The organism is Leptolyngbya sp. PL-A3 (assembly GCF_039962325.1).
Taxonomy (GTDB): domain Bacteria; phylum Cyanobacteriota; class Cyanobacteriia; order Elainellales; family Elainellaceae; genus Vacuolonema.
On sequence record NZ_JAMPLB010000021.1, the window covers coordinates 16600 to 42875 of the forward strand.

Below are 26276 nucleotides of genomic sequence, written 5' to 3' on the forward strand. Positions count from 1 at the left end.
GAGACGTTGTAGAAGGCAAAATATTTGAGGGTTTGAGCGCTTTTGTCAGAGCAGCAATGTGGCGATCGCCCATGAAAAGTGAAAACGGATCAAGCTGTAGGAGCACAGCAAGAAGTCGGAATTCTTGAAGAACTCCGACTTCTAACAAGGTGCCACACTTCACTTTAATTGGTGTCGCCGATACCAATGATCCAGGTGCCGACGTACCGCCGTAGGGGAATATCACCCGTTGGCAGAATGAGGGCATTGAAGTAGTACATACCAGCTCGGCGAGGATTCCTGACGTTAGACATAACGACCTCAACCCGGGAGTTAGCCGGAATGGAGTCAACTGGATAGATACTGACCTCTCGGATTTCTTCGCTCCATCGCACTTCGCTGACGGGGACCTCTTGACCTTCGACGCGCAGCTCGATGTCTTCCGTGTCAAAGCTGCCATCGTAGTTTTCTGGATACGTAATGGTCAGTTGGGAGACGGCCGTGGGTAGCTTTGTCCCTGAGATTCGCAAACGATAGCGATCACGACGCCGTGGAACGCCCTCAAAGTCGAGCCGATAGCCCAGAATATTGTCTCGATCAACACCGCTGAAAATCACCAAACCGGGCAGAGATTGTGCGAACAACGCTGTACCCGTTGATGCCAGCAGCCCTACGGCGATCGCTAGAGCGGAAACGGTACGAGTGAAAGGGATTTTAGAAACCATAAACCACGCCCACACCGGGACATTACAAATGCTTAACGTTTACAGACTCTATGACTTTACCAGCATAGAAGGACAACCTGTTACGTGATGTGACGATATCTCTCCTGTAAAAGTGCCCAATCCGGACAAATCCTACAGAGCTATATTCTGAATAGTTTCTATCCAAAGACTAATTCTCTTGAATCATGCCTTGAGCTTATTTTTGCTCTTGTAGGCAGCTCAACCTCATTGAACATCAGACCTAAAAGGCCGTGCTGCTCACTTTATGAGCAGCACGGCCTTTTAGGTCTGATGTTGAATTGTAACTACTTATCCCATTCCCTCCTGACGTTCTAACTACCACGACACCAGGAATAGACTGAGCGACAGAACTTAAATCCTGTTTTTTGTCATCACCGTATAACGCATAAAAGAAAGGGTAAGTTTTGTTTTTTGTCAGTCTAGATAGCAAATTAAAGGCTCTAGTTTTGCATGCAAATAAATATGAGCGACCCAATAGTTATGGCAGACGTGGGGGACAAGAACGAACTTATTTCGTCACGTTTCTTATTTTTTGTTGAAATAGCTTGAGCATTGCTGGAAGCAATGGATAAGGCGTAACAGTTGATTACAAGATATGCCTTTAGGAGCTTTCGCGATCGCTATGATGAGACTATCAGCCTCGTCAAAAAATCAAATACTTCCTAAGACAAGTTGAAGATATGTATTGAAAAATGGGGATCACTCTTAGGATGCAAATAACTCTAGAAGATGACTAGAGCCGCTGCAAACCCAAGAATAAATACTCATTTGGTGCTGTTGAGAATCTTAAGTTATTGTGTCGTACTGTTATCGACGACAAAAGGGGAGGCATCTTAGCAACATCAGCTCTTGTCCTAAGCACTTCCCTTTCTAAAGGAAATCTAAATCCGTGCCTGATGAGCCAACGAAAATAATCCGAAACTTTTGAATGGTACTGAGGGGTTCACCCCATTTCTAGGAAGTTCGCTAGGCCTGCGGAACTTCTAACAAGCCCATCTTTAATCTTCAAAATCTCTCATCAATGCCGTCACTATTGCTGCATAAATCGCTCTTTTTAACGATTACTGCGGATGAGCAAGATGGGTACTTTTGCCAACGAGACTTTACTGAGGAACGTCCATGAAGTTATCCGTAGTTCGTGAAACTGAAGGGGGAGAACGGCGCGTTGCCCTGATCCCAGATCTGGTTAGCCGCCTGGTGCAGTCTGGTTTAGAGATCCAGGTAGAAACTCAGGCTGGAAGTGGCTCCTTTTTCAGTGACGCTGATTATGAAGCGGCAGGAGCCCACATTGTGCATGACCACTATGAAGCCTGGAATAACGCCGACATTGTGTTGAAGGTGAGCCCTTTGCACGATCGCGATGGCCAATCTGAGGTCGAGCTACTGCGGGAAGGCTCCATCCTGATTAGTCTGCTGAATCCTCTTGGGGATCCTGGCATGATGCAGCGATTGGCAGAGCGACGCATTACTGCCATGAGCATGGAGCTAATCCCCCGTACAAGTCGCGCCCAGAGCATGGATGTGCTGTCCTCCCAGGCTAGTGTGGCAGGTTATCAAGCGGTGTTGATTGGGGCTGCTGCTCTACCGCGCTTTTTACCGATGTTGACAACGGCAGCGGGTACTATCCCTCCTGCAAAGGTATTTGTGATTGGCGCTGGGGTAGCCGGGCTACAGGCGATCGCTACCGCCCGTCGTCTAGGAGCGGTGGTCGAGGCCTTTGACATTCGCCCGGCGGTGAAGGAAGAAGTGCAGAGCCTTGGGGCCAAGTTTGTGGAAGTGCCCATGGATGAGGACACCGTGGCTGAAGGAGGCTATGCCAAGGAAATTTCTGAGGCATCGAAGGAGCGATCGCGCGAAGTTGTCGCTGAGCACGTGAAGCACTCTGACCTCGTCATTACAACCGCTCAAGTGCCGGGGCGACAAGCTCCCCTGCTGGTAACTGAGGCGATGGTGGCCCAGATGAAACCGGGATCTGTCGTTGTGGACATGGCGGCAGAGCAGGGCGGCAACTGCGCCTGTACTGAGCCTGGTGGCAATGTAGTGAAGCATGGCGTCACGATTTTGGGACCGATCAATCTGCCCTCTTCCACCTCGATTCATGCCAGCCAGATGTACGCCAAAAACGTTACAAACCTGCTGAAGCACTTCATTAAGGACGGGCAGGCCAATCTGAATTTTGAAGACGACATTATTTCGAGCGTCTGTGTCACCCACGGCGGCGAACTACGGAACGCCCGCGTGAAGGCAGCCCTAGAGCAACTCCGCCAGCCCTCCATTCTGGATTAGGGTGTTGCCCCTGAATCTAAAACATTCAATGTTGATTTTTCTTACCTTGCAGTATGAAAAATCAACCCTTCCCTTCCAAGACAATTCAAGGACTTTTGACTATGACCGAACCGTTAATCGCCGCCCTGGTGGTCTTCGTGTTGGCCTCCTTTATTGGATTTGAGGTAATCAACAAAGTTCCGCCGACGCTGCATACGCCCCTGATGTCAGGATCAAACGCTATCTCCGGGATTGCGGTAATTGGCGCTTTGCTTGTGACCCTGGGTTCTGGGGTGAACTGGATCAATGCATTGGGCTTTATTGCGATCGTGTTGGCCACCATCAACGTCGTTGGGGGCTTCCTGGTAACCGATCGCATGTTGCAGATGTTCAAGAAGAAAGAAGCGAAGGGCTAAGCTATGACGAGTGTTTTGAATAACGGTATTGAACTGGGTTACTTAGTGGCCGTGTCACTCTTCATCGTGGGCCTGAAGCGATTGGGATCACCGGCAACGGCGCGGAAGGGCAACAGTTTGGCAGCAGTGGGGATGTTGCTGGCGATCGCTGCTACACTCCTCTACCAAACCCCGATGAACTTCCCGCTGATCCTCGCGGGGATTTTGGTCGGTTCTGTGATTGGCATCGTGATGGCCCAAAAGGTTGAAATGACCGCTATGCCTCAAATGGTGGGTCTACTCAACGGCTTGGGTGGGGGGGCCTCCACTCTGGTGGCAGCGGCGGAATTTGAACGGTTACTACGAGCAGGGGAAGTCCCAACCCTGAGTAACCTGATTACAATTCTGCTGAGTGTTCTGATTGGGGGTGTAACCCTGACGGGAAGCTTAATTGCCTTCGCGAAGCTGCAGGGAATTATCGGTGGTGCACCCGTTGTGTTGCCTATGCAGCGTCTGATCAGCCTGGGTCTGGTTGCTCTGTTTCTGGGGGGCAGCGTCCTGCTGATTCAGGACTCAACCCAACAGGCCATCTTCCTGGGCGTTATCGGGATTTCATTGGTTTTGGGAGTGCTGTTCACCAATCCCATCGGCGGGGCAGACATGCCCGTGGTGATTTCGCTGCTCAACTCCTTTTCGGGGTTGGCTGCCAGTGCCGCAGGGTTTGTGTTGATGAACAACATGCTGATTGTTGCTGGAGCACTGGTAGGGGCATCGGGGATCATCCTGACCCAAATTATGTGTAAGGCGATGAACCGTTCCCTCACGAATGTATTGTTCACGGCTTTTAATGACGCAAAGAAAACGACAGGTGGAGATGGGTCTGAGGTGGGCGATCGCATTGTCCATCCCATCGACTCCGAAGAAGCGGCGATGATGCTGGGCTATGCCCAATCCGTTGTGATCGTTCCTGGTTACGGGATGGCTGTGGCCCAAGCTCAACACACCGTTCGCGAATTGGCCGATCAACTGGGCCGTCTGGGTGTGGAAGTGAAGTATGCTATTCACCCGGTGGCTGGACGGATGCCAGGTCATATGAACGTACTGCTGGCCGAGGCCAATGTGCCCTATCCCCAACTCTATGACATGGAGGACATCAACCCTGAATTTGAGCGGGTAGATGTAGCACTGGTGATTGGCGCTAACGATGTGGTGAACCCAGCGGCACGGAGCAATGCTCAAAGCCCCATTTACGGCATGCCCATTCTGGAAGTAGACAAAGCGCACCACACGATTGTGATCAAGCGCGGGATGAGCGCCGGGTTTGCAGGGGTTGAGAATGAGCTGTTCTACGATGACAAGACCATGATGTTATTCGGCAACGCACGCGATGTGCTGACGGATCTGGTGGCTTCTGTGAAACAGCTATAGTGACCTCGATTCGATGAAAAAAGGAGGCTGCGAAGTCGCAGCCTCCTTTTTATTGATTAGAGCGTTTCATTTGATTAGCGTTTTGGGCACTGTCTGTTAAACCTCGCCTTAACTCATGCCCTTACCAAGCTTCGCTGACGCTTCAGTGTCTCCTTAAAAAGGAGTGGGGCTGAAATTACTCGTTCATATTTCGGTAAGTTGCCACAGCAGAAGGAGAAATCCGGTTGAGGTATCGGAAAATCCAATATTTGAAGATAGTGTCCAGAATCACTGGGAAGGTAGCAATGAACAGGAAGATAAAATCATGATTAGCTTCTAAGCCGAAGTGGCGTGCTACCCCATCCAACAATACCTCCCAGCCGTGAGGTGAGTGGAAACCAACAAACATGTCGGTAAAGAGAATGATGATGAACGCTTTGGCGCTGTCACTGAGGCCATAAACCAATTCATCAATAAAGGATTTGAGGATCTCGATCTCCTCGCGGCTATTAACCAGAATGAACATAAAAGCCACCCCAGCCAGCATATCCGAGAAGACGTTTTTAATCGCATCATTGCTCTGAAGCCGAAATTCTTCTGCCAGCTCAACCGCCCGTTCCTTCAGCGATTCTTCGATTTTCTCATCAGTCAAGTCTGGAGCCTTCCCAATGAGCCGTTCAAATCGCAGCCGCTCTTCGTAACGATTCAACTCGGTTAGAGCTTCCTCCTCCATATCCATGTTGATGAACAGAGCAGAAGCTTCCGGAGTTCGCATCCGATCCACAATAGGACCCACGACAAAGCTTTTGCTAACCTGCTGTACCAGCAACGGAATAATAACGAGTAACAGGACCAATCGGACGGCGATCGTGGTGCGCATTTTGGAACGCCGATAGTTATCAACAACGTCCCGTTCGGCATTGGGATCGAGCTCACGCTTGACCCGTTCCACACTTTTGAGAATCGAACGAGGTAGTACTCCTGTCTTATCGGCGATGGATTCTACGTTGTCTACCAATTCCTCGGTTTTAGCTCGGCGGCTGAGAGGAGTGGGACGATCGGCAAGAGAGTTCCCATTAGCCCGTTGTACTGCTGGGGTTGGGCGCTTTCCGTTACGAGCAGGTTTTTGGCTATTCTCGGAGACCACCATAATGGCGGAGGGAGGAGGCCCAGCATAGCTGTAGCGGGCGATGATCTCATCAATCGCGTTTAACTTACGCAGAATGAGGGCTGGCTTATCAATGATATTAATGCGGTACTCCTCTGTGTCGGCTTCATCCATCTGCACTTCGGTGAATGAGCGGTTGGAAAGCCGAAGCAGTGTGTTACTAGCTCGAAATTCCGCTAGCCGAACTTTGGCAATGTTGAGGTACTTCCGCAACTCGCTCTGGAAGTAGTCCATGGTGCTACGGCCGTAGTTGCCATACTCCACAGAGATACGAGCCCCATTGAAATGGTTGTCTTCAATAGCCTTAATCCGCATGGCGGCTTCGTAGGCTTCGTCAAGGGCGCGCTCAGGAGTCCGCATAAGCCATTGATTGGCACCCTGGGCTAAGCGGTTAAACACTGTGGAAACTGAGTTTTTCATAAAACTGCACTAAACACCGATAAACCCGGGGTAACGGTTCAAACGTGGAGAGGCAAGGATAAATCATGACATTGAAGGGACTTCGGGGTAAGACTAGCAAGGCCCGAATGCTAAAACCGACATTTGGGAAACGAATTTCCTTAACAGATGATTAAGGAAGATCCCCCTAGAGGGTATTTCTCAGACATAGGTACACGAAAAGTGCAACTTTTTAAACATCCCCACGACAGATAGGTGAGATCCCTGATGAGATTCGGGATCGACAACCTATCCTGTAAGCGAGGTAAAGGTGAATGAAGAAAGTATAGTATTTGAGAAAGCGGACGGCAGAATTTAGTCGCCAAGTTCCATGACTCCCCTTGTATTTCCTAACCAATGGATTTTGGGCGGCACCCGAAGTGGCAAGACCCAGCGGTTGGTGGAGCAATTTGGCACCCTAGCCCAAGTCTTAGGAGATCCCCAATCCGAACTTCCCCCACAGCCGATGCTGGTGTTCGCGGCAACGGGGGACAACCGAATTCATCTCGCAGAGCAATTAGCTAACCTACTGGGGGAAGGTAGGTCCGATACCCCACCTTTCCCCTACCCTTTTGACTCCACAACTCCTCTGGGTTTTTTTCAGGATGAGGTCATTCTGTTCTACCCCCTACTGGTAGAGCAATTGGGTATTCCAGCCCGCTTCCCGTTGCGGCTACGTCCTGAAACTGAGCAAGAATTGGCAACCCGACTGTGGCAACCGGACCTGGAAAGCGGTCGCCTCAAAATGGAAGGGGTGTCAGATTATTTTGTGGTGCGGCGATCGCTCGACCTCTTCCAGCTTGCCGCCTTTGGCACTATACCGCTGGAGAATATTCCGGGCGTTTTAGAGGATGGATTTGGATCTTCGCCTCTATGGGACGTTATTGGAGAGGTATTACAACGATGGCGGGAATGGTGCCTTGAGCGGGGATTGCTCACCTATGGCCTGGTAACAGACCTTTACTGGCGCTATTTACTACCCCATCCTGGTTATCAGGAGCGACTGCGGCAACGATACCGGGCGGTGCTGGCGGATGATGTGGATGAGTATCCGGCGATCGCTCTCCAACTCTTCAACTTCTTCCTAGACCAAGATCTCCCCGGAGTTTTCACCTTCAACCCCAACAGAGCAATTCGTCGGGGTTTAGGAGCAGATCCTCAAGCTCTCGCTAGTCTGCAGGAGCGTTGTCAAGTCCTGACATTGCCCAGCCCCTCCGATAGCTTAGGGGTAGCGTGGGCAGAAACCCTGGTGGGCTGGGTACGAGAGCCGGTGTTGTTACCAGCCATGCCAGAAACCATTCGCAGTATCCAAACAGTGTCACGGGCGCAGTTGTTGCGACGGACCGCAGAAGTCGTGATAGAGGGGATTCAATCAGGGCAAGTGGAGTCGCAAGAGGTCGCTATTATTGGACCCGGGTTGGATGCGATCGCCCGTTACACGCTGCGCGAAATTCTCAGCCGCCAGGGAGTAGCCGTGGAGGCGTTGAATGAGCAAGAACCCCTGGTGGGATATCCTACCGTACGGGTCCTGCTGACCATCATGGCGATGGTTTACCCAGGGCTGGGAGGAATGTTGGAGATGGGGGCGATCGCTGAATTGCTCATCATCCTGAGCCAACCGGCTCTATTGGATCCTCAAACCTCCACTCTGGAACAATCTCATATCGACCCTGTGCGGGCCGGGTTGCTGGTGGATCACTGTTTTGTGCCCGACTTAGAGCGACCGACCCTGTTGCCGATCACAGCATTTCCTCGCTGGGATCGTCTGGGATATCGGGCAGCAGATGCCTACGAACAGATTCGGCAATGGATTTCGGATCAACAGCTTCAGCAACAACAACGGCTAATACCCAGCCCAGTGACCCTTCTTGATCGGGCTATTCAGCGGTTTCTGTTGGGGGGAAGTCATCTGGCTTACGATCGCCTGGCCGCCTTACGAGAGTTTATGGAAACGGCGCAACATTATTGGGAAGTAGACTCTCGCCTATTTCAGGTAGAGGCGTCCAATCCCCAGGGTCGCCGCCGAGACATGAGCACCTCAGTAGGGCATTTCATCACGCTGCTCCGCAATGGCACCCTCACCGCGGATCCCTATCCGGCTCGACCGATTACAGAACGCAAGGCCGTTACCCTGGCTACGATTTATCAATACCGGGCAGCACGGCTATTCCATCGTTGGCAGTTCTGGCTGGATGCGGGCTCTCCCCTTTGGCTCACCGGGAACAGTGACCTATTTGGGGCTCCCCTGATGTTGCAGGAATGGTCAGGTCGCCCCTGGACAACGGCTGATGTTCTGGAGGCTGATCAACAGCGACTGGAGCGGCAAGTGCGAGATTTGTTGCACCGGACGGGCGATCGCGTCTATCTGTGCCACAGTGATCTCGCTACCACCGGTCAAGAGCAAACTGGACCGTTGCTTACCCTCGTCAATGCAGCCCGGCCATTGGAGGAATACAGCCATGAAGTAAGGGGATAGCTTACACCGTTTATAGCCCCTGGCTGGCACTCTACAAAATCTTAACTATGAGCGAGAGGAGGGCGATCGCCCTCCTCTCGCTCATTTGTTTCTATGAAACACACTTGTTTATTTCATATTTCACTGGACGAAATCGTTCTACTCTTCCACCAGTGAGACGCTCATAAGCTGCAAGCTCTGGTCGAAGGCGTTATATGAGATCCACCTGACGAGCTAACAAAGAGTTTGTCGCCCTTGCAGGGAACTTTGCGCTCAGGAGGGATGGGGTTTTATGGTTTACAGCGGGCAGAAGAAAAGGGTTAAGCCCCCTAATCCTTTCCTTCTGCCCTAACATAAGTGCGTATAGCTATAACGGCAGTCCCATCTGTAAGGGTCAAGGGGCGGAATCTCCTTGGCGTTTTCTGGTGCAAGATGGCAGTAGAGACAACCACAGCAAGCTGAGAGCCGAGGTTTAAGTCCATGGAGGATAAAAGCATTGAGGCATTGCTCGCCGACCTGAAAAGTGAAGACGAAGAGGTCCGCGAGTTAGCCACCCGTGAACTCTGGCGGCGCTGGTTCACGCAAAAGGGAACTTATGGCCTAGAAATCTTGGAACAGAGCCAAATTTTGATGGAATCTGGCAAATATTTGCAGGCTGAGCAAGTGCTGACTCAGCTAATTGACGACCAACCAGATTTTGCAGAAGCCTGGAATCGTAGGGCTGTCCTCTATTTTGTCCAGCACCAATATCGAAAATCCCTGGCAGACTGTGAACAAGTTATTGCCCGCAACCCTATCCATTTCGGAGCCATTCATGGCAAGGGATTATGCCATGCCGCTCTGGGCGAATATGTTGCTGCCATCCAAGCCTTTCAGCGAGCGTTAACCCTTCAACCCCATGCCGTTGCAAACCAACGACTTATCCTGGAGTGCAATGCCCGTCTGAGCTAATTCCTGGTTACTAACTTATAAGAGGTTATCTAGGAGCCAGTTGGACTCCCAGAGAGTATAAGTACCGAAGCGGAGCTTGGACATCAGGAAGCGAAATGCCCTATCGCAGCTTTAAAAACTTGGAAGACACACCATCTAGATGGTGTGTCTTCCAAGTTTTCAGGGGATTTTAGAGTGACTTAGGATTGAGTGACTTAGGATTGAGCGTCTGTTTGCAGAGCTTGTACTTGCAGGAAAGTCATCATCTGCTCTAGACCGCGCTGGATGCGACGGGTAACGGTCATAGGGCTGACACCGATCCGCTCAGCTACTTCCTTACGAGACAGTTCGTTGAAAAACACAAACTCCACAGCAGCGCGGGTCTTATCTTCCAACTGGTTCAGGGCACGCTGGAGCTGCTGGCGGTCTTCCTCCAGACGCTGGATGGCCTGGTAGTTGATATCCGGCAGGGTCTCGCCCAGAGTGATGGTGGAATCCACTTGTTGAACCGTTGCATCCAAGCTGAGGGGCAGGCGGTTCTTCACAGCTACACGCACTTCATGCCACTCTGCCAGGGAGATACCGAGGGCGTCTGCAACTTCCCGTTCGTTGGGATTGCGTCCCAGATCTTTAGTCAACTGAATGCGAACGCGCTGGCCTTCTTTCTGGAGATCTTGCCAACGGCGGGGTACTTTCAGGGCACTGCCACGATCGCGCAGGAAGTGCAGCATTTCGCCACGGATGTAGGGAACGGCGAAGGAACTGAAGGCACAACCCTGGCTCGGATTGAATCGCTCAATAGCCCGGATTAAACCCAAATAGCCAATCTGTTCGAGATCTTCATAGGGTTCTGCACATTGGTGGCTAACACGGTGGGCAATCTTGCGTACCAGACCGGCATTGAGCTGAACGAGTCGGTTGCGAATGCTCACAGACGGGTTCTGCTGATAGGCCATCAGCAATTCCATGCTACGAGACCGAAGGGAGGAGGAATTAGCCGTCATCTGTGGATACCTGCGGGGTTTGATTTAGGCTAATTCTCTAAGGATGGCGAGGTAACAACCATCGTTAATTCACTGGGAAATGTGGGGCGAGACCCCTAACTAGCTCAGCGTAATTACGGAATGTTGTGTAACCCTACGGATGAGCCCGTTTGAGGCTTGAAGCGATCGCCTCCTGCGGTTATAGTTCCCGAATTTGCTGTAGCTGCGACAATTCGAGAAATCTTCTGCCTCTATCTAAGGGTATAGAGAGGCATGAACCTATCGTTAACAAAAGGAAACTATTGGTTACTTCGTAATGCGAAGTCAGCAATTGAACAACTGAAATTTAGCAAATAGTTTAGAGTAGGGGAGTATGGAAGCGTAGAAAAGGCATGAATATCTACTGCCCCTGATAGAAGGGGGTGTTTGAAAAGAAACTTTTGCAGTTTCCACTAGCAAAACATTGGTCTCTCCGTGGACCTCTTCAAGCATCTTCTAAAAATTTGATGACTCAGGTCAGAAGGTGTTTAAACCATGCATACCTTTGGAGATTGATTGAGTTATGACCAGCACGAGTAATTTTCGTAAGGCATTCCGTGATGCGCAAACTCAGGCTCTAGTCGGGCCCAATGTTATTAAGAATGCGCTGCCCTATTTGGGTGGTGGGCTGATTCTGACCGCCCTGGGTACCTATGGCGGATTGGGTGTGATCCAGAGTAACCCAGGTCTGTTTATGACCACCTTCTGGGTGGCCTTTGTTGCTGAATTGGCCCTTTTCTTTGTTGCCCAGGGCGTCGCAGCTAAAGGTAATAACGGAACTGCACTACCGCTTTTAGCCACCTATAGCTTGCTATCAGGGTATACCTTGAGCGGTTTAGTCTTTGTGGCTCTTGGGACTGTAGGCATTGCTAGCCTCGGTATTGCCGCTTTGGGATGTGGAGTCACTTTTATCGCTGCGCGACAAATTGGCTCTAACCTATCTGAACAAGATGGCATGGCCCTGTCACAAACTATCCGTATTGGCATTATGGCCTTGTTCGTTGTGCTAATCGCACAACTGGCCCTTTCCCTATTTGGGGTATACACTCCAACTTTCATAGAGATTGCCATCTCTGGGATAGGCGTATTGCTGTTTGTTGGTTCAGCCGTTGTCGACTTTTTTGTGTTGCCTCGGGCTTACCGCGATGAGCAGTATCTATCAGCAGCTTTGTCGATGTATCTGACCTACATCAACCTGTTCGTGTTCATTCTGCGGCTGCTAATTGCTTTGAACCGTGATTAGGAACAAGCGATCGCAGCGTTGAATGCAGCCAGTCTGCTGTGAGTAAAAGAGAGGGTAGATGCTTTGCATTTACCCTCTCTTCGTGTCTTAACCTAAATGGCCTGAAGTGAGTGAGAGCAGTACTTCCCACTCATTCCTGATATCCCAACTAACGCGACAAAGGCTATAGCTGTGCCCAAGAAGTACAGGGTTGTGGTGTAGGCTAGGAGAAAAGGGAATTTTTACTCCGATTACAGGCGGTTTTAACGATATGAACGAAGGGACGTTTCCAACGCTCTATCTTGGCCTTCTGGTGAGCTTGCTCTCCATCGCAGCGGTGTTTTTGGTTCGTCAGGTTCTACGCACACGGCGTACTGAAACTCGGCTGAATCGGTTGCAAGCTCAACTGAAACAAGGAAAAGGAAATGCGCGGGAACATTACGAATTGGGCAGTATTTTGTTGGACAAGCGCCTGTACACTCAGGCGATCGCTGAGTTCCAAAAAGCGCTGAAGTCTAAAGACTTAGAAGGTGCTGAGAATAAAGCACTGCTGCACAATGCCGTGGGCTACGCCTATGCTGCCCAGGAGCAATATGACCTTGCCATCCGTAACTATAAAGAAGCCGTGGATCAGGTGCCGGGTTATGTGACGGCTCTAAACAACCTTGGTTTTGCCTATGAGAAGAAACAACTGGTTGCCCAGGCTTTAGAAACCTACGAAGCAGCCCTCAAGTCAGAGCCTAAAAATAGCACGGCGAAGCGCCGAGCAGAGTCTCTGCGAAAACGCTTAGTCCCATCCACCTAGTAAAAAAGAAAAATTGCGGGTGCAATGCACCCGCAATTTTTCTTTTTGGGCTTCAGAGCCTGTTTTAAAGGTAACGCGTCCTAGTCTTCTGCCGGAGCCAGGTCGAATAGAACTGTCGTCATGTAGCGTTCTGCCCACTCGGCTCCGAAGGCTTTTTCGAGAACACGACGGGTCTTGTCATTCTGCTGTTGTTGAGTGCAGTAACGCTCCTGTCCGGCCATGATCTCGCTACGTTGCTCCGGGGTAGATGGCGTGGCGATCGCCCGCTCACAATGCACCGTCATATAAGCTTCCACCTGATTCAAAAATGCCGTCTCCTCCTCGGGAGATTGGGGCCGGATAAACAGGCAGAAGTCTGAGAAGATCGTGGCCCACGTCGGAAAACTGCGGTTGTCTGAGAACTCCGAGGAAGGAAGTGCCTGGAGAGACTGTTGGTAGGCGTCGGGTAGGGTATGGTCAGAACGAACTGGGGAGAGATCGGCAATGGCCATACTAATTTGTCCTCGACCTCCAACTAAATCAGCCCCAAACATGGGTAAATCATAGTCTGGGCGGGGAAACATTACACAGTGCAAAATATCTAAGCCCTGGCCTACTTTAGCCAGTTCCAGATGAATTTTGCGAAACTGTGGTGTCTGGTAGCAGCGGTTCTCAATGATCAATTTTTCCCCTTCGAGTTTGCCTTCCACGTACCCCAGGTCTTCGGGTAGATGGTAAGGTTGCAGCTCTAGATGATGCTGCCAAACCGCTTCCAACCGATCCGCCAGTTGGTGAATCAGGGGGTGAAGTTGGCTTCGAAGAGATGAGGTAGAAGAAGGCATACGGGAATTCAAGATCGCGATATAAAGATATGAGATGATACGTTCCCGACGGGGAACTGTAAGCTTTAGAAACAGAGAAGCAACTGTATCCAGGTCACCAAGTAGGATGGATTGCAGGAGGCCCGCAATCACCAAGACAACTACCTGAATAACGTAGTCACTATAGGAATCATTATGTCAGGTCAAATACTGGGCGATCGCTACGAAGTTGAACAACAGCTAGGGAAAAAAGCAGGGCGCTGGACATTATTGGCCCGTGACCTTATCACGGATTCCCCAGTCATCCTGAAACTCTTGTTCATTGACGAGAACATGGCCCCCGATGACCTGAAACTGTTTAAGCGGGAAGTGGATATCCTGCAAACTCTGGAACATCCAGCTACGCCCCGCTACTTGGGCTATTTCGAGATTGCCCTACCCCGCAATGGCAAGGGGTTAGCCCTAATTCAAAGCTATATGCCTGGGAAATCGTTGTACCGCTACATGGAGGAAGGACGCCTCTTGACAGAGGCAGAGGCGTGCCAGGTCGCACGCATTGTCCTGGAAATTCTGGTTTACCTACACGGTAGAAAACCACCTATTATTCATCGCGATATCAAACCCGGCAATATTCTGCTTTCGGAAGATCCGAGCCAACTGATGTCACAAATCTGTCTAGTGGATTTTGGTTCGGTCAAATCTCTAGCTCCTAGCGATGGAACCACTTTTAGTCTGGTCGGCACGGATGGATATATCCCTCCCGAACAAATGGGACGACGCGCTGTAACTGCATCAGACCTCTACAGTCTTGGAGTTACGCTGGTATCTGCAATCACGGGAATGGATCCTCAGGATATGCCGAAGCGGGGCTTCCGTTTGGAGTTAGAAAAGTTTCTAACGATTAACCCAGAGCTATTTGAATGGTTCCGGAAAATGACGGAGCCCGAGCTGATGCAACGATTTCGACAAGCGGATGAGGCCTTAGCTTCATTACCTCGACTGTAAGCCGCAGGGAAACCAACAATCTCTAAAATTTGCAGAATACCTCCATTGATATTGCTATTGCAGCTAGTTAGGATATCAAGAGCATTTTGAAGCCTTGCTCTAAAATGCTCTTGATATCCTAACTAGCCACGCAAGGGTATAGTTAGAACAGGCTATGGAAAGAAGCTAAGCGACTACGCTGCACCCATAAAACAGCAGAAAAGCGGGTAAAACGGATTACAGGAGACGTTCATGTTATTTGGTCTTGGCTGGCCTGAAGTCGCAATTATTGCGGTTTTGACTATTATAATTTTTGGGCCAAAACGCATCCCAGAATTGGGCAGTGCCCTGGGAAAAACCCTACGGGGATTTAAGGAAGAAATCAAAAGTAATAGTGGTGAACTGGAAGAAGGCGACGACACCAAGGAATAACTTCCAATCCATGCAGAGAATATGCTTGGTGTTTAATACTAAGCACATTCTCTGTATGGATTGCTCCATATTGGGACTTGTGCATTAATGTCAGTTGCAGCCGTTTTCGTTATGCCAAAAATGGCTATGAGTATATCTATTACAGCGCTTTTCAAGCGCTCAAAATACGGTTGTTTTTTTGAGAGACGCGCAGAGCGCGTCTCTCACAAAAACAACCGTGGCTGATTCAAGTGCGAAGCGCTGTAAGTAAATCTTTTAGAAGTCGTTTAAAGACTAATTTAGAAGGTCGATTTTCCATGCCTTTCAGCTAGAAAATCAACCTTCTCAAACAAGTTTTTAGGAGGTTTCTGCATAAGAATCTACCCAGGATGTTGGTGCTTTGCCCGCTTCGCGGGCAAAGCACCAACATCCTGGGGATAATTTCATTGTTGGAAATCTCCTTAGACAAGTTCTTCCAATTCAACACCGTCAGAAGAACCATTATCTGAAGCAGTTGCTTCTGAGAATTCGGTGTTGGCCTCAGTTTGAGTTGTGGGAGTTTGGAGGGCGATCGCCTCTTGCAACGGCCGCCGGGCATCGATAAGGGCGATCGCCCGCTTCACACTCTCCGGCAGAATCACCACGAGGCTACCGTCGGGCGCGTTGTCGAGGGTTTGATTAACTGCTTCTGTCTCATTCAGTATCACCGTGTAATTCATGTTGGGCTGAATTTGCCGGATACCTTCAACGATGAGCTTGGCAGCGTCACCTCGCGGGCGACCACGGGTATCATCGTCCTCTTTGACAATGATGCGATCAAACATGGCAGCAGAGAGCCGACCCACGGTGATGAAATCTTCGTCGCGGCGATCGCCAGGTCCTCCAATCACGCCAATTCTTTCACCATCCCAATTGCGAATGAAGCCACCCAAAGCCTCATAGCTATGGGGGTTATGCGCATAATCTACCAGGGCATGAAACTTACCCAGATTGAATAGATTCATTCGGCCTGGGGTCTGATTTGCGGATGCTTGGAATGTCGCCAGGGCAGCTCGAATCGTCTCGATAGGCACCCCTTGAGCAAATGCGGCCAGAGAAGCCGCTAGAGCGTTGGCAATCATAAACGGAGCTCGGCCGCCCATCGTCAGGGGCACATCTGCCGCTCGCTCGATACGTAGCGTCCAGTCGCCTTTGAGAATACAGAGGTAACCGTCTTCATACACCGCCGTCAAGCCTCCCTGAGCCGTATGGCGCTGAATGATAGGGTTCTCTGGATTCATGGAAAAATAGGTGATCTGCGCTTTAGCTCGCTTTGCCATCGCAGTGACTAAAGCATCATCGGCGTTTAGCACAACATAGCCATTAGGGCTGGTGGATTCTGCTACCACACTCTTCAGGTGAGCCAGATCCTCAACCGTATCGATATCGCCAATACCCAGGTGATCGGCAGCGACATTCAACACAACCCCTACGTCGCACTGGTCAAATCCCAGGCCAGAACGGAGGATACCGCCCCGCGCCGTCTCCAGCACGGCAACTTCTACAGTTGGGTCTTGCAGGATAACCTGGGCACTCTGAGGACCAGTCGTGTCCCCTGCTTCTGCCAGGAAATCGCCAATGTAAATCCCGTCTGTTGTGGTGTAACCCACAATCTGCCCGGTTTGTTTGAAGATATGGGCGATCAGGCGGTTAGTAGTAGTTTTTCCATTTGTCCCAGTAACGGCAATGATGGGAACTCGGCTAGGGGTTCCCGGTGGGAACAACATATCAACGATCGCCGCTCCCACATTGCGAGGGGTGCCTTGACTGGGGGAGAAGTGCATCCGCAGGCCTGGTGCCGCGTTGATTTCGACGATGACTCCATCCACCTCGCGCATAGGACGAGAAATATCCTCAATCACCATGTCGATGCCAGCAATATCCAGACCGACAATACGGGCTGCTCGTTCGGCGATCCAGAGGTTTTCAGGGTGAATTTCGTCAGTGCGGTCAATGGCAATGCCACCTGTACTGAGGTTGGCTGTCGCCTTTAAGTAGCAGATTTCTCCAGCGGGCAGCACTGTTTCTAAAGTGTAGCCCTGGCGATCAAGCATTTGAAAAGCAGCGCGATCGAGTTCAATAGCGGTCAGAACGTTAGCGTGGCCTGAACCCCGCAGTGGATCGCTGTTTGTTTCATTAACCAATTCTTGAATAGTGGACTTGCCATCACCGATAACATGAGCAGGAACCCGCTCAGCCACCGCAACCACTTTGCCATTGATGATCAGAATGCGGTGATCACGGCCAGTATAAAAGCGTTCTACAATAACCGATCGCGTCTTAGATTCTTCCAGAGCGGCTTCGTAGGCTTCCTCCGCTTGCTCCATGGTCGTGAGGTTAATACTGATACCTCGGCCATGGTTACCGTCTAACGGCTTAATGACGATAGGAAAGCCACCTACCTCATCGATGGCTTCTTCTAGCTCATCCTCATAGTAAATAACGGTGCCTCGGGGAACGGGAACCCCAGCGTCCTGGAGAATCCGCTTTGTCCCTTCCTTATCACTGGCTAGCTCTACGCCTAAGATCCCGCTAAAGCTGGTCAAGCTCGCCTGAATACGTTTTTGGTGAACCCCGTAGCCAAGCTGGATGAGCGATCGCACACTTAACGGCATCCAGGGAACATTGCGCTCCTTAGCGGCTGTGACAATATGCTCGGTGCTGGGCCCAAGGGAGGAGTCCTGGGCAAATTCTTGTAAATCCCGTAAATCTTGCTCTAGCTCTTCAGCCGGGTAGGTGCCGCGATCAACAATGCTTTGGCAGAGACGAACAGCAGCCCGCGCAGCATAACGTCCGGCCTGCTCATCTTCGTACTCAAATACGACCTGATAGATTCCGGGCTCTGAGGTTTCCCGAGTGCGGCCAAAGCCAACGGGCATCCCGGCCAGGGTTTGCAACTCCAGAGCAACATGCTCGACAATGTGCCCCATCATCGTGCCTTCCTGAACACGCATCAGGAAACCACCACGACATCCAGGGGAGCAGAAGTGCTCGACCAAACTCGGAAGGGTTTCCACTAAGCCTTCATAAAAGCCCGGTATTTCGTTAGACGGCCGATTTGCTAAATCCTCCAGATCCAGTCGAGCAACGATTAGCTTCTTATACCGGATACTCCAGTAATTTGCCCCTCGCAGTGTTTGAGTCTTAAGGATTTTCATACAGGATTAGGTCTGAAGGTGAGAGCAGATGCGGGCCATCACAACAAAGCTCTAGTGTCCTTTGCCAGGAAACCATCAAACTGTTCCTGGAGAACACTTTGACGACGAGTTGTTGCCAATAGGTAGAGCGTCCGTAAAAAGAGTCTGAAGGAATCGAGCATGCGTTCATTAAGACGTTAATTACGAACCCCTTAAGGAGAGAGTGATTTAAGGATAGTTTAGTAGCAAAACTATCAAAAAGTTGGTAAAACCTTACAATCGCCAATACCAAACGACTATTTCTATCGTGAATTAGACGTGTTTGGGCAGAAGCTTTCGCTTGTAATAATCGTAGCGATCGCCATGGCACATAATGTGCACCTTCATGTTGTGAATACTGAGAGGATCGCTTGTTCCCACGCTGGGCTGGTTTGTGAATGAAATGTTTCCGGCATCAATGACTGTAACGGTGCCTTTCCCGATGACCTGGAACGATCCATCCGACTCAAACATGGCACAGGTGTCTTCATCAATGCCAATGCCCAGGCGATCGGGATAGGAGGCGATCGCGCTCATCAGACGGGCCATCCGGTTTCGGTTGTGGAAATGTTGATCCACAATCACATCTGGAATAATGTTGAGTCCGGCGGTCAAGTCAACCAGAGAACGGTTGGGTGATTCTCCACTGCCGCCCCCAGCAATCATATGCTGGCCCATAATGGCAGCCCCAGCACTGGTGCCACCGAGGGTAACTTCGCCAAGTTGAGCGCGAATGCGAACCTTATCCATGATAGGCGTATCGGCCAGCAGACCACAGAGCCGCAGTTGATCGCCCCCGGTGATAAACACCCCCGTGCAATCGTCCAGGAAGCTTTGCCAATGGGGATCATCAGCTTGCTCCCGTTCGCGAACATCGATCACCTCAATGGCCTTGGCTCCCATATCCTCAAAGATGGTTTGGTAGCGGTTGCCAATGATCACAGGTTCCCGTGAGGCAGACGGAATAATCGCAATTCGGGCATCGGTGCCACCCGCACGATTAAAAAATGTTGTAAGTATCATCCGTCCGTGGACTTTGTCCTCGGCACCACCGATTACCAGTACTGCTGTATTCGTTTTCTCGGACATCCTGGGAAGCAGGGTTTCAGTTTCCAATTGCAGCATCATACCGTTCCTTGGGGTGAAGTTGGTGATTTGCCGCAATAACCGGTTTAGGGCAAACGTTTGTTTTTTCATGAGTAGAGAACCCTAATCCGGTCTGGTTAGCGGAATCACTCATCGGGCTAGCCACGATAATCGAAGAGGGGGGCGATCGCTTTTGCAGCGCTTTTCATAAGACAAGACCTCACGCTTCTAATGCAATCAACCGATCCTCATATCCTACCCGTTCACTCCGTCCACGTTCGATCGAGGTGTTTGAAACGTTCCATATCTGGAAGATTTCTAGGAATTGATGTTTAGGATGACAGGCACACCAGAATCAATTCATTCAACCCCTTCTAAATTAATCTATCGGACAGCGCCTGTTGTTGAGACAGGAAACCTTGACATTTTGGACTGTTTTCAGGGCTTGAAGCTTATCAGAAGCAGGACTTATGCATTTGTGTTGTGGTGGGGTGCGAAGTACCCCACCACAACACAAATGCATAAGTCCTGAGAAGAATGGCTGTGTTTATTCTCAATAGTTCAAACTTTCAGGTGGTTGCTATATCGTTGAAAGGGGCGAGAAAAATTGCTCATGATGGACAGATGGCAATATTTGGGCAATGACAATGATGGATCTTCAGGGGCCATTACCCCTCCGCTTTGATGTAGTAACCCTATTCCCCGATTTTTTTACCTCGCCGCTTGAGTCTGGGTTAATGGGTCGAGCTCTGGCCAACCGTATTGCTGAGGTGCATTTCACAAATCCGCGCGATTTTGCCATAGACAAACACCGGAAGGTGGACGATGAACCCTATGGCGGTGGTGTGGGCATGCTGCTGAAACCGGAACCCATTTTTGCGGCGATCGAATCCTTACCCGTGTTACCCCGTCGAGAAGTAGTCTTTATGACACCTCAAGGGGAGCCGATGCGGCAAGGGCTATTTCAAGACATGGCCCAGAATTACGATCAGTTAGTGATTCTCTGTGGTCACTATGAAGGGGTTGATGAGCGGGTGTTAGAGTTAGTGACCCGCGAGGTTTCTCTGGGAGATTTTGTTCTGACCTGTGGAGAAATTCCAGCCCTGGCATTGATGAATGGAGTGATTCGTTTGCGGCCTGGAACTGTGGGTAAAGAGGAGTCGTTAAAGGCTGAAAGTTTTGAGGCCGGTTTGCTGGATTACCCGCAATATACCCGTCCGGCTGAGTTTCGAGGAATGAAGGTGCCTGAGGTGTTGCTGTCAGGAAATCATGGGGCGATCGCGCGTTGGCGACATGAACAACAGCTTCGGCGCACCCAAGAGCGCCGACCTGACCTGTGGGAAGCCTGGGTTGAACAACAGGCATCTGAGATTAAGCCTATTTGAACGGACCCTGTAGGCAAAGCAAGAAGCCGCAGTTCCTTGGGAACTGCGGCTTCTAAAGTTTTTGTCTCCACAGATTTTTATTCTGTGAAAGTCAAATTTTGTTTAGAGCAATCCGACAAAATGGAGAGGGCCGTGACCACTAATCAGCTCCACCAGGAGGGCCAGGAAGCCCAGCATAGCGAGACGACCATTCCACACTTCGGCACCCGGCGTCAGGCCCCACTCCCACCCCTCAGGCGGGTAGATCTTCATCGTATCGTTGGGACGCAGGGTTTCGGCCACATCCACACTGGGTTTATTGAGGGCATCTACCACAATCTTTGCCAGCTCGTCGATGAAGATGGGATGAGTATTCAGTGCAGGTACCCGTTGAAAGGTGTGAATTCCCGCCTCTTCTGCGATCTCCCGATACTCGATGTCAATTTCCTGAAGGGTTTCGATATGCTCGGAGACAAAGCTAATGGGCACAACCAGTAGCTTATCTACACCCCGCTCAGCCAGCTCCGTGATTGCATCCTCGGTGTAAGGCTTCAACCACTCCACAGGGCCAACTCGGCTCTGGTAAGCCAGAGTGTACTCATTGGGTCGATTGAGGGTCCGCATGATTAGCCGCGTACATTCCTCAATCTCCTGCTGGTAAGGGTCTCCCGCTTCCTCTACGTAGCTCACGGGCACCCCATGGGCACTGAAGAAGATGTGAACGGAGTCAGGATTTTCAAACTGAGAAAGCTGTTGGGCGATCAAATCTGCCATGGCTTGCAGATAGCCCGGACGCTGATACCAGGATGCAATGACAGTGTGCTCGGGTGGCTTGAGGTCGGGGTGTTCCCGCCACAGCTTCTCAAGTAATCGGAAGCTAGAACCGCTGGTGCTAATGGAGAACTGGGGGTAGAGGGGAAGGATGACTAGGCGCTCAACACCATCGCGTTTGATGCGGGCGATCGCCTCCTCCGTAAAGGGATACCAGTAGCGCATCCCGATATAGACCTGAGCCTCCTGACCCTGGCGGGTTAACTCTTGCTGGAGGGCTTGCGCCTGCTCTTCCGTGATACGGCGGAGGGGCGACCCACCACCAATCTGACGATAGTTTTCCTGGGATTTGCCGCTGCGGCTGGTTGCAATAAACCAGGCCAGGGGTTTTTGCAGCCAGGGAATCGGCAAACGGATGATTTCTGGATCAGCGAACAAGTTGTAGAGGAAAGGACGTACATCCTCTAATTTGTCCGGCCCGCCCAGATTTAACAAGAGGACACCGACTCGACCCATAGCTCCCACTGCTTCCCTCGTTGGATGGTTGGATTAGTTTAATCTTTGTAACCGATTTTAACAATGATTTTAGGAAGACACACTATTCCAGAGGGGATTACCCTGGCATTGCCGCTGAGTTACCCTACCCATCATTAGTGCGAATATTTCCTATTATGCGGGATGGCGCGGCGGCTTCAAGAATGAATTTTAGGTAGAAACCATAAGGTTTCCGTGCAAAACTTGTAGCCCTCGCCCTGGGATTAACAAAAAACGGGGAATGTTAGAAGCAATCTCCCCTTTAGCCCTGAGTCTGTCAAAACTGATAGAGCTTTACGCACAGGTTATGTTTGAACAGCTGCAATTCGCGCGGCTTTTCAAACATAACCCTTCTGGTTTTAAGGAGATTTCCAACAATGAAATTACCCCCAGGATGTTGGTGCTTTGCCCGCTTCGCGGGCAAAGCACCAACATCCTGGGTAGATTCTTATGCAGAAACCTCCTAAGTGCGTAGTGCGATCAACTCAAGAAGAAGACCCGTAACCTCCACCCCCCGGAGTTTCCAGAATCAGCGTATCGCCTGGGTGTACCGCAACTTCTGTGCAGCCCTTGAGAAATTCGATTTGGCCGTCTTCTCGCTCAACAATATTGCGCCCGATGACCCCCGGTTCCCCTCCAGCTAATCCAAAAGGTGGAACTTTACGATGGCCTGACAGAATGGAGGCCGTCATTGCCTCTCGAAATTCAATCCGACGAATAACCCCATTTCCACCAGCATATTGCCCTCTACCACCGCTATGGGGGCGAATCTTAAAGCTCTCAATTAAAACCGGGAAGCGCCATTCCAGCACTTCCGGATCCGTGAGCCGAGAGTTTGTCATGTGAGTATGGACAGCATCAGTTCCGGCAAAGCCTGGTCCCGCCCCTGAACCACCACAGATTGTTTCGTAATATTGATAGCGCTTGTTGCCAAAGGTGAAATTATTCATGGTGCCCTGACCTGCTGCCATCACCCCCAAAGCACCGTAAAGAGTATTGGCGATCGCCTGCGACGTCTCCACATTCCCCGCCACTACCGCCGCCGGATAGGTTGGATTGAGCAAACACCCTTCCGGCACACTGATGCTCAGAGGCTTCATACAACCAGCATTCAGTGGAATGTTATCGTCCACCAGTGTGCGGAATACATATAGGACTACAGCCTTACAGATAGCGAGAGGGGCATTGAAGTTGTTGGGTTGTTGGGGAGAGGTGCCTGTGAAATCCAGGGTGGCAGAGCGAGTGGGGTGGTCGATGGCGATCGCCACCTGAATCTGCGTTCCATCATCCATGCGATAGGTAAACTGCCCATCAGACAGCACCGTAATCACCCGCCGCACCGACTCTTCTGCATTGTCCTGAACGTGTTGCATATAGGTCTGCACTTGCTCTAACCCATAGCGGCTAACCATCCGCTGCAATTCCTGCACCCCTCGCTTATTGGCCGCCACTTGCGCCTGCAAATCTGCCAGGTTCTGCACAGGGTTACGTGCCGGATACTGCCCAGTGGTTAAAAGTCCCAGAATTTCGGCTTCTCGGAAATGCCCATCCCGAACCAGCAGCACGTTATCGAGTAAAACACCTTCTTGTTCGATCGTCTGGCTGTGAGCGGGCATGGAACCTGGGGTCATGCCCCCAACATCCGCATGATGACCACGCGAAGCTACATAGAAGAGCGGAACCGTGGGTGAATCCGGGGGAAAGACCGGCGTGATAACTGTGATGTCTGGGAGATGGGTGCCGCCGTTGTAGGGGTTGTTGGAAACATAGACATCGCCCGGTTGTATAGAATCACCCACTGCTGAAATCAAACTCTTCACACTTTCGCTCATGGAGCCAAGGTGAACGGGAATGTGAGGGGCATTGGCAACCAATTGCCCCTGAGAGTCAAATAGGGCACAGGAGAAGTCCAACCGCTCTTTGATGTTGACGGAGTAGCTGGTGTTCTGGAGGGTGACGCCCATTTCTTCGGCGATCGCCCGAAATAAGTTATTAAAGATCTCGAGCAGAACGGGGTCGGGCTGGGTCGATGGGTAGGGGGATGGATGGGTCGATGGAACAGAATTGTCCCCCATCTGAGCCTCAGCAAGTTTGGTGAGTAGCAGACTGGACTGTGCCGTGAGTGTAGCCTCCCAACCGGGTTCAATAACGGTGGTGCTGGTGGGTTCAATGATGAGGGCTGGGCTGGGGATGCGATCGCCCACCCCCAAATCACTCCGCCGGTAAACCGGAACCTCATGCCACGCACCACCACTATAAAGAGACACCATTGCAATGGCCTCTTTCCTTCTGCCGTCTGCCTCCTGCCCTCTGCCTTCCTCCCTACCTAACTCACCAGCTACATCCATTGCCCCGATCGCTTCCACAGAAACCGCTTCCACTACTAGAGGTCTGTTTTCCATGCTGAAGCCGTAGCGTTGCTGATGTTGGGCTTCAAATTGCGATCGCAAACTCGCCAAATTCCCCCAATTCACCAGCAGAGACGAGTCGGTACCCTGGTAGCGAAGGTGTACCTTGGCAACAATTTGAATTTGGCCCGCGGATTGTAACGGAGCATCGCTGGCTGCCGCTTTAATGCCCTGTTGCTGGAGGTCGTCTCGACCCGCTATGGCTAATTCCGTTAATACCCGTTCCAAAGTGGACAGCAGCGCTTCGGTGAGTTCTGCTTCGATGGCGCGTTCTCGGAGCGATCGCAAATCCGCCAATCCCATCCCATAAGCCGACAGCACACCTGCATAAGGATGCAGGAAGATTTGCTTCATGCCCAAGGCATCGGCGATTTGGCAGGCATGCTGTCCTCCCGCACCTCCAAAGCAACACAGGGTGTACTCGGTGACGTCATAGCCCCGCTGGATGGAGATCTTTTTGATAGCGTTAGCCATCGTTTCGATAGCAATTGCCAGAAACCCCTCGGCGACTTGTTCGGGCGATCGCACATCCCCTGTTTTTTGCTGAATCTCCTCGGCTAGGGCTGCAAACTTCTGACGTACCACTTCCGCATCCAGAGGCAAATCTCCCGCTGGCCCAAAGACCTTGGGAAAAAACTCGGGCTGTACCTTGCCCAGCATTACGTTACAGTCGGTGACCGTCAGCGGCCCACCCTTGCGATAACAAGCCGGACCGGGATTTGCCCCAGCCGATGCTGGTCCTACACGATAACGGGAGCCGTCAAATTTCAGAATTGACCCACCACCCGCAGCAACGGTGTGAATCGCCATCATGGGTGCCCGCAACCGCACACCAGCCACTTCCGTCTCGAAAGTGCGCTCATATTCACCATTGAAATGCGAGACATCCGTAGAGGTGCCGCCCATATCAAAGCCAATAATTTTGTCGAACCCCGCGTGCTGGCTGGTTTGGACTGCACCCACAATGCCACCCGCTGGCCCGGACAAAATACTGTCCTTGCCCTGAAACAGTTGGGCGTCGGTCAATCCACCGTTGGATTGCATGAACATAAGGCGGGGCGACTCGTCACCTGACAAGTTCAGTTCTGCTGCAATGCGATCGACATAACGCCGCAGAATGGGTGACAGGTAAGCATCCACGACGGTCGTATCGCCACGGCTCACCAGCTTCATCAGTGGGCTAACTTCATGGGACACCGATACCTGGGTAAAGCCAACCTGTCGTGCCCATTCAGCTACTTGCTGCTCATGGTCAGGGTAACGGTAACCATGCATCAGCACGATCGCACAAGAACGAATGCCTGCGTTATAAGCATCCTGCAAATCTTCAATCAAACCACTGACCAGAGGGCGAACAGAGATCAACACTTCTCCCTGAGCTGTCACTCGCTCGTCCACTTCTATCACCCGTTCATAAAGCATTTCGGGTAAGACAATGTGACGGGCGAAGATATCGGGGCGATTCTGATAGCCAATACGCAAGGCATCGTGAAAGCCTTTGGTGATCAGCAGAACCGTGCGATCGCCCTTCCGCTCTAATAATGCATTGGTCGCCACCGTCGTGCCCATCTTGATACAGGCAATCTGTTCAGCAGGAATGGGGGCATCGGACGCAACACCGAGAATATCGCGGATACCCTGCAATGGTGCGTCAGGATAGCGATCGGGGTTTTCGGAGAGGAGCTTGTGAACGATGCGATCGCCCGCTGGGCTCTGGGCCACGATGTCGGTAAAGGTGCCGCCCCGATCAATCCAAAATTGCCATTTTCCTGCTGCGGTCATCGCTGCTGTTCCTATCAATCCTTACATTGCATCCATTGTGCCAGCACTCCCAAAACCCGGTAGCAGCAGTTGAAATATATACACGCAAA

General features: G+C 51.1%; 18 protein-coding genes. 10 read left to right on the top strand and 8 right to left on the bottom strand.

Annotation, left to right across the window (positions count from 1 at the left end; all coding sequences use genetic code 11):
* Positions 1-164 precede the first annotated feature (164 nt).
* A complete protein-coding gene (locus NDI52_RS16895) occupies positions 165-704 on the bottom strand; it encodes a DUF2808 domain-containing protein (RefSeq protein WP_190771203.1) in 540 nt (179 codons plus the stop codon).
* A 1140-nt stretch (positions 705-1844) separates the two neighbouring features.
* Here NDI52_RS16895 and NDI52_RS16900 point away from each other — a divergent pair.
* From NDI52_RS16900 to NDI52_RS16910, 3 genes are all read left to right on the top strand, one after another.
* On the top strand, positions 1845-3011 hold the full coding sequence (locus NDI52_RS16900) for a Re/Si-specific NAD(P)(+) transhydrogenase subunit alpha (RefSeq protein WP_190771204.1): 1167 nt from the start codon (positions 1845-1847) through the stop codon (positions 3009-3011).
* A gap of 101 nt (positions 3012-3112) precedes the next feature.
* On the top strand, positions 3113-3406 hold the full coding sequence (locus tag NDI52_RS16905; RefSeq protein ID WP_190771205.1) for an NAD(P) transhydrogenase subunit alpha: 294 nt from the start codon (positions 3113-3115) through the stop codon (positions 3404-3406).
* A 3-nt stretch (positions 3407-3409) separates the two neighbouring features.
* The gene (locus tag NDI52_RS16910) at positions 3410-4813 is read left to right on the top strand and encodes an NAD(P)(+) transhydrogenase (Re/Si-specific) subunit beta (RefSeq protein WP_190771206.1); all 1404 of its coding nucleotides are present in this window, start codon (positions 3410-3412) and stop codon (positions 4811-4813) included.
* Positions 4814-4988: 175 nt separating this feature from the next.
* Here NDI52_RS16910 and NDI52_RS16915 read toward each other — a convergent pair whose 3' ends face one another.
* Positions 4989-6380: a proton extrusion protein PcxA gene (locus tag NDI52_RS16915; protein WP_190771207.1), complete on the bottom strand. Its 1392-nt coding sequence runs from the start codon at positions 6378-6380 to the stop codon at positions 4989-4991.
* 349 nt (positions 6381-6729) lie between these two features.
* Between NDI52_RS16915 and NDI52_RS16920 the strand changes: the two genes are divergently transcribed.
* Both NDI52_RS16920 and NDI52_RS16925 read left to right on the top strand, forming a co-directional pair.
* Entirely contained in the window at positions 6730-8874 is a 2145-nt protein-coding gene (locus tag NDI52_RS16920; protein WP_190771208.1) for a recombinase family protein, read from the top strand.
* A gap of 459 nt (positions 8875-9333) precedes the next feature.
* Positions 9334-9804, top strand: coding sequence for a tetratricopeptide repeat protein (locus NDI52_RS16925; protein ID WP_190771209.1), 471 nt, complete (start codon positions 9334-9336; stop codon positions 9802-9804).
* A 194-nt stretch (positions 9805-9998) separates the two neighbouring features.
* Here the strand turns inward: NDI52_RS16925 and NDI52_RS16930 are convergent, their stop codons facing one another.
* A complete protein-coding gene (locus tag NDI52_RS16930; protein ID WP_190771210.1) occupies positions 9999-10787 on the bottom strand; it encodes an RNA polymerase sigma factor SigF in 789 nt (262 codons plus the stop codon).
* Positions 10788-11328: 541 nt separating this feature from the next.
* On the opposite strand from NDI52_RS16930, the gene NDI52_RS16935 reads away from it, so the two are divergent.
* Together NDI52_RS16935 and NDI52_RS16940 are read left to right on the top strand one after the other, a co-directional pair.
* The gene (locus NDI52_RS16935; protein ID WP_190771211.1) at positions 11329-12048 is read left to right on the top strand and encodes a Bax inhibitor-1 family protein; all 720 of its coding nucleotides are present in this window, start codon (positions 11329-11331) and stop codon (positions 12046-12048) included.
* A 250-nt stretch (positions 12049-12298) separates the two neighbouring features.
* The gene (locus NDI52_RS16940) at positions 12299-12832 is read left to right on the top strand and encodes a tetratricopeptide repeat protein (RefSeq protein ID WP_190771212.1); all 534 of its coding nucleotides are present in this window, start codon (positions 12299-12301) and stop codon (positions 12830-12832) included.
* Positions 12833-12912: 80 nt separating this feature from the next.
* Here NDI52_RS16940 and NDI52_RS16945 read toward each other — a convergent pair whose 3' ends face one another.
* The gene (locus NDI52_RS16945; RefSeq protein ID WP_190771213.1) at positions 12913-13653 is read right to left on the bottom strand and encodes a phycocyanobilin:ferredoxin oxidoreductase; all 741 of its coding nucleotides are present in this window, start codon (positions 13651-13653) and stop codon (positions 12913-12915) included.
* 174 nt (positions 13654-13827) lie between these two features.
* Between NDI52_RS16945 and NDI52_RS16950 the strand changes: the two genes are divergently transcribed.
* Positions 13828-14637, top strand: coding sequence for a serine/threonine-protein kinase (locus tag NDI52_RS16950; RefSeq protein WP_190771214.1), 810 nt, complete (start codon positions 13828-13830; stop codon positions 14635-14637).
* Between the two features lie 231 nt (positions 14638-14868).
* A complete protein-coding gene (tatA, locus tag NDI52_RS16955; RefSeq protein WP_190771215.1) occupies positions 14869-15048 on the top strand; it encodes a twin-arginine translocase TatA/TatE family subunit in 180 nt (59 codons plus the stop codon).
* A 440-nt stretch (positions 15049-15488) separates the two neighbouring features.
* Here tatA and cphA read toward each other — a convergent pair whose 3' ends face one another.
* The gene (gene cphA, locus NDI52_RS16960) at positions 15489-18224 is read right to left on the bottom strand and encodes a cyanophycin synthetase (protein WP_190771216.1); all 2736 of its coding nucleotides are present in this window, start codon (positions 18222-18224) and stop codon (positions 15489-15491) included.
* Positions 18225-18515: 291 nt separating this feature from the next.
* Positions 18516-19367, bottom strand: coding sequence for a cyanophycinase (locus NDI52_RS16965; RefSeq protein ID WP_190771231.1), 852 nt, complete (start codon positions 19365-19367; stop codon positions 18516-18518).
* A 608-nt stretch (positions 19368-19975) separates the two neighbouring features.
* Here NDI52_RS16965 and trmD point away from each other — a divergent pair.
* A complete protein-coding gene (trmD, locus tag NDI52_RS16970) occupies positions 19976-20713 on the top strand; it encodes a tRNA (guanosine(37)-N1)-methyltransferase TrmD (RefSeq protein WP_242045892.1) in 738 nt (245 codons plus the stop codon).
* A gap of 102 nt (positions 20714-20815) precedes the next feature.
* Here the strand turns inward: trmD and hemH are convergent, their stop codons facing one another.
* A complete protein-coding gene (hemH, locus tag NDI52_RS16975; protein WP_190771217.1) occupies positions 20816-21979 on the bottom strand; it encodes a ferrochelatase in 1164 nt (387 codons plus the stop codon).
* Between the two features lie 503 nt (positions 21980-22482).
* Positions 22483-26187, bottom strand: a complete 3705-nt coding sequence (locus NDI52_RS16980) for a hydantoinase B/oxoprolinase family protein (protein WP_190771218.1) — start codon at positions 26185-26187, stop codon at positions 22483-22485.
* Between the last annotated feature and the right edge of the window lie 89 nt (positions 26188-26276).

What these genes read in the sequence shown, in the direction of transcription:
- NDI52_RS16895 (WP_190771203.1), bottom strand. Translation starts at nt 704, where the DNA reads ATGGTTTCTAAAATCCCTTTCACTCGTACCGTTTCCGCTCTAGCGATC.
- NDI52_RS16900 (WP_190771204.1), top strand. Translation starts at nt 1,845, where the DNA reads ATGAAGTTATCCGTAGTTCGTGAAACTGAAGGGGGAGAACGGCGCGTT.
- NDI52_RS16905 (WP_190771205.1), top strand. Translation starts at nt 3,113, where the DNA reads ATGACCGAACCGTTAATCGCCGCCCTGGTGGTCTTCGTGTTGGCCTCC.
- NDI52_RS16910 (WP_190771206.1), top strand. Translation starts at nt 3,410, where the DNA reads ATGACGAGTGTTTTGAATAACGGTATTGAACTGGGTTACTTAGTGGCC.
- NDI52_RS16915 (WP_190771207.1), bottom strand. Translation starts at nt 6,380, where the DNA reads ATGAAAAACTCAGTTTCCACAGTGTTTAACCGCTTAGCCCAGGGTGCC.
- NDI52_RS16920 (WP_190771208.1), top strand. Translation starts at nt 6,730, where the DNA reads ATGACTCCCCTTGTATTTCCTAACCAATGGATTTTGGGCGGCACCCGA.
- NDI52_RS16925 (WP_190771209.1), top strand. Translation starts at nt 9,334, where the DNA reads ATGGAGGATAAAAGCATTGAGGCATTGCTCGCCGACCTGAAAAGTGAA.
- NDI52_RS16930 (WP_190771210.1), bottom strand. Translation starts at nt 10,787, where the DNA reads ATGACGGCTAATTCCTCCTCCCTTCGGTCTCGTAGCATGGAATTGCTG.
- NDI52_RS16935 (WP_190771211.1), top strand. Translation starts at nt 11,329, where the DNA reads ATGACCAGCACGAGTAATTTTCGTAAGGCATTCCGTGATGCGCAAACT.
- NDI52_RS16940 (WP_190771212.1), top strand. Translation starts at nt 12,299, where the DNA reads ATGAACGAAGGGACGTTTCCAACGCTCTATCTTGGCCTTCTGGTGAGC.
- NDI52_RS16945 (WP_190771213.1), bottom strand. Translation starts at nt 13,653, where the DNA reads ATGCCTTCTTCTACCTCATCTCTTCGAAGCCAACTTCACCCCCTGATT.
- NDI52_RS16950 (WP_190771214.1), top strand. Translation starts at nt 13,828, where the DNA reads ATGTCAGGTCAAATACTGGGCGATCGCTACGAAGTTGAACAACAGCTA.
- tatA (WP_190771215.1), top strand. Translation starts at nt 14,869, where the DNA reads ATGTTATTTGGTCTTGGCTGGCCTGAAGTCGCAATTATTGCGGTTTTG.
- cphA (WP_190771216.1), bottom strand. Translation starts at nt 18,224, where the DNA reads ATGAAAATCCTTAAGACTCAAACACTGCGAGGGGCAAATTACTGGAGT.
- NDI52_RS16965 (WP_190771231.1), bottom strand. Translation starts at nt 19,367, where the DNA reads ATGCTGCAATTGGAAACTGAAACCCTGCTTCCCAGGATGTCCGAGAAA.
- trmD (WP_242045892.1), top strand. Translation starts at nt 19,976, where the DNA reads ATGATGGATCTTCAGGGGCCATTACCCCTCCGCTTTGATGTAGTAACC.
- hemH (WP_190771217.1), bottom strand. Translation starts at nt 21,979, where the DNA reads ATGGGTCGAGTCGGTGTCCTCTTGTTAAATCTGGGCGGGCCGGACAAA.
- NDI52_RS16980 (WP_190771218.1), bottom strand. Translation starts at nt 26,187, where the DNA reads ATGACCGCAGCAGGAAAATGGCAATTTTGGATTGATCGGGGCGGCACC.